The organism is Agromyces sp. P1_H4 (assembly GCF_056405255.1).
This window is the reverse complement of record NZ_JBFUCL010000483.1, coordinates 1-1977: the sequence shown is the minus strand read 5'-3', so window position 1 is coordinate 1977 and position 1977 is coordinate 1. Positions and strand designations below refer to the sequence as shown.

Genomic DNA, 1977 nt, shown 5'->3' with positions numbered 1-1977 from the left:
CCCTCGGCCTGCGGCCCCTTGGACCCCGTGCCGACCTCGAAGACGACCTGCTGGCCCTCTTCGAGCACCTTGTAGCCGGACATGTCGATCGCGGAGTAGTGGACGAACACGTCCTGGCCCCCGTCGTCGACGGTGATGAATCCATAACCCTTTTCAGCGTTGAACCACTTCACGGTTCCGTTCGCCATGCGTTGCTCCCATGTTGCCGTTCGTCGATCAGCACGTGCCTGTCGCCTGTACCGGGGCCCTCGGAACGTGCCGGCATGGCACCGAAGCGGCGCCGGGTCGGGACACGGGAGAGAGCGACCAATTCCAGATACTAACGACGTGGTTTCGCGGCACAAGGGGTTCGGCGCAAGAAAATGTCGCGGAATGGCAACGATTCGCTGCGGATCACCCGCCGGTGGCGGTCGCGTAGTCGGATCCGACCACGAGCACGAGCGGGGTGCCGATCTGGGCGAACTGCTCGGAGAGCCGCACGTCGGCCTCGGGGATGGCGGCGGCGACACCGCGAGCGGCGCCCTCCAGATCGGCGGTGGCGTAGTAGACGACCGTCTCGGTCAGGTCGTTCTCACTCGCGTTGGCGGTCGTGCCGACGGGGATGCCCGCGGCCGTCAACGTCTCGCCGGCACGAGCGGCGAGGCCGGCGGTCGTCGTGCCGTTCAGCACCGTGACGGGGATGTCGGGAGCGACCGTCGGCGGCGCGGTCACCGCGGGGGTGGGCGTGGGCGTGGCCACGCCGGTGTCGCCGAAGTTCAGCCGGTCGTTGAAGAGCACGACGCCGCCGATGCCGACCGCGACGAGCACGACGGTGACGAGCGCGGCCCAGCCGAACGCCACCCAGCCGGCGCCGCGCCGCGCGGGCGCGCGGTGCGCTCCGACCCGCTCGATGCCGTGCGGGATGGAGTCGAAACGATCGCGGGGGAACTTCTGCGCCATGAGGTCCAGTCGTCGGGGTCGGGGCCGCGCTCAGTCGAGCGCGCGGCCGATCGAGAGCGAGCGACGGGCTCGCATCGCTGCGCGCGCCTCACGCATCCGTTGCAGGCGCTTGACGAGCATCGGGTCGTGACGGAGCGCAGCGGGTGAATCGATGAGCTCTCCGAGGATCCGATAGTACCGGGCGGCGGAGATGCCGAACTCGTCGCGGATGGCCTGCGCCTTGAGGCCCGGCTGCTGCCACGCACGGCCCTCGAAGGCCAGCACGCGGATCGCCCGGTCGTCGAGCACGGCGTCGCCGTCGCCGCGGGAGGGCACGTGCTCAACGCCCATGGGTCCTCCCGTCGCTCACGGCCGCTCGCCGTTGCAGCACATCCTAGGGAACCGCCGCCGTGCGCACGCCGAGCGACCGCGGCGTGTGCATCCCGGGCGCCCGGAACACGGGGCATCCGTCACGCGTTGCACCTCGTGCAGGAAGACCTGCGAGCATTGGTGCCTGCCATCATGGCACCCGACCGGAAGGAGCACGCGTGGAGTACCGCGTGAACAAGAGCGACGAGGAATGGCGCGCGGAGCTCGGCGAGGAGCGCTACTCCGTGCTGCGCGAGGCCGCGACGGAGCGCCCGTGGACGGGTGAGTTGCTCGACGAGGAGCGAGCGGGCGTGTACGCGTGCGCCGCCTGCGGAGCCGAGCTCTTCAAGAGCGGCACCAAGTTCGACTCCGGCTGCGGCTGGCCCAGCTTCTATGAGTCGGTGCGGCCCGAGGCCGTGCAGCTCATCGAGGACACCTCCCTCGGCATGGTGCGCACCGAGGTGCGCTGCGCCGCCTGCGGCTCGCACCTCGGTCACGTCTTCCCCGACGGATTCRGCACGCCGACCGGCGACCGCTACTGCATGAACTCGATCGCCCTCGACTTCACCGCGGAGTCCTGAGGGGTGGCGTCGGTGCTCGACGCGGCCCTCGCCCGGCGGTCGTCGCCGAAGGTGACGGATGCCGCGCCCGACGATGCGGCGCTCGTCGCCCTGCTCGAGGGGGCCGGCC

At 70.5% G+C, this 1977-nt stretch carries 4 protein-coding genes; 1 reads left to right on the top strand and 3 read right to left on the bottom strand.

Going from position 1 to position 1977, the window contains the following annotated elements; translation table 11 throughout:
• The 3 genes from AC1DY2_RS19140 to AC1DY2_RS19130 form a co-directional block, all read right to left on the bottom strand.
• Positions 1-188: cold-shock protein (locus tag AC1DY2_RS19140; protein ID WP_476763852.1), on the bottom strand; the 188-nt coding region annotated here is incomplete at its 3' end.
• 205 nt (positions 189-393) lie between these two features.
• The gene (locus tag AC1DY2_RS19135) at positions 394-939 is read right to left on the bottom strand and encodes a LytR C-terminal domain-containing protein (RefSeq protein ID WP_476763851.1); all 546 of its coding nucleotides are present in this window, start codon (positions 937-939) and stop codon (positions 394-396) included.
• A gap of 30 nt (positions 940-969) precedes the next feature.
• Positions 970-1269 (bottom strand): DUF3263 domain-containing protein, encoded by a 300-nt coding sequence (locus AC1DY2_RS19130; protein WP_309977619.1) that lies wholly within the window; start codon positions 1267-1269, stop codon positions 970-972.
• A gap of 197 nt (positions 1270-1466) precedes the next feature.
• Between AC1DY2_RS19130 and msrB the strand changes: the two genes are divergently transcribed.
• Entirely contained in the window at positions 1467-1868 is a 402-nt protein-coding gene (gene msrB, locus AC1DY2_RS19125; RefSeq protein WP_476763850.1) for a peptide-methionine (R)-S-oxide reductase MsrB, read from the top strand.
• The last annotated feature ends 109 nt before the right edge of the window (positions 1869-1977 follow it).

What these genes read in the sequence shown, in the direction of transcription:
- AC1DY2_RS19135 (WP_476763851.1), bottom strand. Translation starts at nt 939, where the DNA reads ATGGCGCAGAAGTTCCCCCGCGATCGTTTCGACTCCATCCCGCACGGC.
- AC1DY2_RS19130 (WP_309977619.1), bottom strand. Translation starts at nt 1,269, where the DNA reads ATGGGCGTTGAGCACGTGCCCTCCCGCGGCGACGGCGACGCCGTGCTC.